Below are 3,525 nucleotides of genomic sequence, written 5' to 3' on the forward strand. Positions count from 1 at the left end.
TGCAGGTGCTCCAGCGGCTGGTGGACGCCGGCAACACCGTCATCGTCATCGAGCACCATTTGGACGTCATCAAGTCCGCCGATTGGGTGATTGACCTGGGGCCGGAAGGGGGCGAGGCCGGCGGCCGCATTGTTGCCGAAGGGACACCAGAGGAGGTGGCCGCCAACCCGCACTCGTACACCGGCCAGTTCCTGCGCAAGGTGTTGGAGCCCCAACGCCTGCAGGTAGCATGAGTTACGCCAATTCTGCCGCAAAGGGAAGCACATGACGCCAGAGAAATTCGATGTCATTATTGTAGGGACCGGGCCGGCGGGCATCTTCGCCGCCCTCGAACTGACCAGCAAACGCCGCGATCTGAAGGTGCTGATGCTGGAAAAGGGCGTTGACCTGGAGAAGCGCAACTGCCCTATGCACACGCGCGGCGTCGAATGCCAGCACTGCAAGCCCTGCTCCTTGCTCTCGGGCTGGGGCGGCGCCGGCGCCTATTCCGACGGCAAGCTGACCCTGTCGCCGGATGTCGGCGGCCGGCTGGCCAGCATCCTGCCCCGCGAAGAGGTCGAGGAGCTGATCAAAGAGGTGGATGCCACGTACGTGCGCTTCGGCGCCACCGAAGTGGTGCACGGCGCCAACATGGACGAGGTGGAGCGCCTGCAGAAGGAGGCGGCCAAGGCCGGCCTGCGCCTGGTGGCGGACCCCATCCGCCACATGGGCACGGACCGCTCCGCCGCCATCCTCAAGGCCATGCGCGACGAGCTTCTGTCGCGCGGCGTCACCATCCGCTTTCGCTCCGAGGTGACCTCGATACTCACCGACAATAATCATGCGGTGGGCGTCGAGCTGAAGGACGGCACTCAGATCCACTCCACCTTCATCATCCTGGCGCCGGGGCGGGACGGCGCGCCGTGGCTGTTGGCCAAGGCCAAGGAGCTGGACCTGACGCTGGGGCGCAACCCGGTGGATGTGGGCGTGCGGGTGGAACTGCCGGCGACGGTGCTGGAACCCCTCACCTCGGTCCTGTATGAACCCAAACTCATCTATTTCACCAAGGCCTTCGACGACCAGGTACGCACCTTCTGCGTCTGCCCGTACGGCGAGGTGGTGACCGAATGGTACGGCGACGTAATGACGGTCAACGGCCACAGCTATGCCAACCGCCGCACGCTCAACACCAACTTTGCCCTGCTGGTGAGCAAGACCTTCACGGAGCCGTTCGATAATCCCATCGAGTACGGCAAGTCCATCGCGCGGTTGGCCAACCTGTTGGGCGACGGCGTCATTGTCCAGCGGCTGTACGACCTGGAGCAGGGCCGGCGCTCCACCCCCGAGCGCATGAGCCGCTCCGTCATCCGTCCGACCCTGTCCACCGCCACACCGGGCGACCTGGGCCTGGTGTTCCCATACCGCCACCTGGCCAACCTGCTGGAAATGCTGAGGGCCATGGACCAGCTCACGCCGGGCGTCTACTCCCGCCACACCCTGCTGTACGGCGTCGAGGTAAAGTTCTATTCCTCTCGGCTCAATCTGACCCCGAAGATGGAGACGCGCATTGAGAACCTCTTTGCCGTCGGCGACGGCGCCGGCGTCACCCGCGGCGTCATCCAGGCCTCGGCCTCGGGCGTCATCGCGGCGCGCGCCATCCTGGAGCGTGTCTGAGCGCATCATGACCCGACGCTACTACATCTGGACCATCGGCTGTCAGATGAACACGGCGGACTCGCGCGCTGTCGCCGAGGGGCTGGAGCGGCGGGGTTTCCTGCCGGCATCCTCCCCGGAGCAGGCCGATGTCATCGTGCTCAACACCTGTGTGGTGCGGGAGAGCGCGGAACAGCGCGCCCGCGGCCGGCTCAGCTCTCTGCGGCCGGTCAAGCAGAAGCGGCCCGGCGCCGTGCTGGCGGTGATGGGCTGTCTGGTGGGAGAGGACGAGGAGTCCCTGCGGCGGGAGTACCCCTTTGTCGATCTGTTCCTGCGCCCCTCGCATCCGGAGCCGCTGTTCGCCCTGCTGGACGCCGGCGGGTGCGGCGAACGGCTCTCCGCCCCCGTCTCTCCCGTGCCGGTCAGCGCCTATCTGCCCATCAGCTATGGGTGCGACCATCACTGCACCTACTGCATTGTGCGCCTGCGCCGCGGCCCACAGCGGAGCCGGCCGGCCGAGGATATCTACCGCGATGCCCTGGAGCTGGTGGAGCGGGGCGCGCGCGAGATCATCCTGCTGGGGCAGAACGTGGACGCTTACGGTCGGGATCTGCCCGGGGGACCGGACCTGGCCGGCCTGTTGGAGAAACTGCATGATATCCCCGGCCTCTGGCGCTTGCGCTTCCTGACCTCGCATCCGGCGGATATGCAGGAACGCCTGATCGAGGCCGTGGCGGAACTGCCCAAGGTGTGCGAGCATTTCGAACTGCCGGTCCAGTCGGGGAGCGACGTCGTCCTGCGCAGGATGGGCCGCCATTACACCGCCGCGCAGTATCTCGAGCTGGTGGAACGCATCCGCGCCCGCCTGCCGGACGCCGGCCTGGCGACCGACGTCATCGTGGGCTTTTGCGGCGAGACCGAGGAGGATTTCCAGGCCACCCGCCGGCTCCTGGAGACGGTGCGCTTCGATGTGGTGCACATCGCGGCCTATTCGGTGCGGCCGGGCACGCCGGCGGAGCGGCTCCCCGACGATGTGCCGCCGGAGGTGAAAGAGGCGCGCCGGCAGGAGCTGGAGAAGCTTCAGGAGCGCATCGCCGGCGAAATCAATGCCGCCCTGCTGGGCAAGAGCGTCGAGGTGCTGGTGGAGGAGCGGCAGAAGGGCCGCTGGCGCGGCAGAACCCGGCAGAACAAACTGGTTTTCTTTGACAGCACGGAGGAGCTGGCCGGCGCGCTGGTGGACGTGCGCATTACCTGGGCCGGCCCCTGGTCCCTCATCGGCGAGCTGGAGCGGATAAAGGCTCGAACGCCGTGAAGGCCGGCGGCTGTGTGCCGCTGGCCGTGCCGAAATATACTTGCATCTCCGCCGGCTCCATCAGCACCATCCAAACTGGGTGCTCTTCGGGGCCGGCGGTCATTTCCCCTTCCGCCCATGCGCGCAGGAAATCCAGCCCTTTTTCCCGGCTTATCCAGCCGCTGTTGGCGCGCAGGTTCGCTTGTGCGCTTTCCGCGCCCTGCTGGAAAGCGTGGAACAGGGATGGGTCCAGGGCCGGCAGTTGCACCGCGGCCAGGTCCGGATGATGGAAAAGGCCGGCGGCGAAGATGGTGTTGGCGTCGGATGCCAGCGGTTCCTGCATGCGCGCCGACCATTCGACGCCGGCGGCCGAAGCCTCGCCGGCAAACACCACCTGCGCCCCTCTGCTGTGCGGCTGTCCCATGCTCCAGGTCAGCGCCTCCTGATAGTTAGCGGCCCCTTCCAGCGCGCCGCGCAGGATCAGGGAGGCCGGCAGGCCCGTCGGGGAATTGTCGGTGGTGCGTGCCGGCAGGGCCCAGCCGGCCACGTGGGCCTCGTTCATGCCAGCGAGGCCGCCCAACCAGCCTGGCAGGCCCAGGATC

General features: G+C 67.0%; 4 protein-coding genes. 3 read left to right on the forward strand and 1 reads right to left on the reverse strand.

All coding sequences use genetic code 11. From position 1 onward, the window contains the following. The 3 genes from H5T60_12925 to miaB all read left to right on the forward strand — a co-directional run. On the forward strand, nucleotides 1-233 hold a 233-nt coding region (locus H5T60_12925), incomplete at its 5' end, for a hypothetical protein (protein MBC7243332.1). A gap of 31 nt (nucleotides 234-264) precedes the next feature. After that, a complete protein-coding gene (locus H5T60_12930) occupies nucleotides 265-1,653 on the forward strand; it encodes an NAD(P)/FAD-dependent oxidoreductase (protein ID MBC7243333.1) in 1,389 nt (462 codons plus the stop codon). Between the two features lie 7 nt (nucleotides 1,654-1,660). Next, nucleotides 1,661-2,944, forward strand: coding sequence for a tRNA (N6-isopentenyl adenosine(37)-C2)-methylthiotransferase MiaB (gene miaB, locus H5T60_12935; protein ID MBC7243334.1), 1,284 nt, complete (start codon nucleotides 1,661-1,663; stop codon nucleotides 2,942-2,944). Here the strand turns inward: miaB and H5T60_12940 are convergent. Beyond that, nucleotides 2,904-3,485, reverse strand: a complete 582-nt coding sequence (locus tag H5T60_12940; protein ID MBC7243335.1) for a hypothetical protein — start codon at nucleotides 3,483-3,485, stop codon at nucleotides 2,904-2,906. The genes miaB and H5T60_12940 overlap by 41 nt on opposite strands. Nucleotides 3,486-3,525: the final 40 nt, after the last annotated feature.

The organism is Anaerolineae bacterium, from assembly GCA_014360855.1.
Taxonomy (GTDB): domain Bacteria; phylum Chloroflexota; class Anaerolineae; order JACIWP01; family JACIWP01; genus JACIWP01.

What these genes read in the sequence shown, in the direction of transcription:
- H5T60_12930 (MBC7243333.1), top strand. Translation starts at nt 265, where the DNA reads ATGACGCCAGAGAAATTCGATGTCATTATTGTAGGGACCGGGCCGGCG.
- miaB (MBC7243334.1), top strand. Translation starts at nt 1,661, where the DNA reads ATGACCCGACGCTACTACATCTGGACCATCGGCTGTCAGATGAACACG.
- H5T60_12940 (MBC7243335.1), bottom strand. Translation starts at nt 3,485, where the DNA reads ATGAACGAGGCCCACGTGGCCGGCTGGGCCCTGCCGGCACGCACCACC.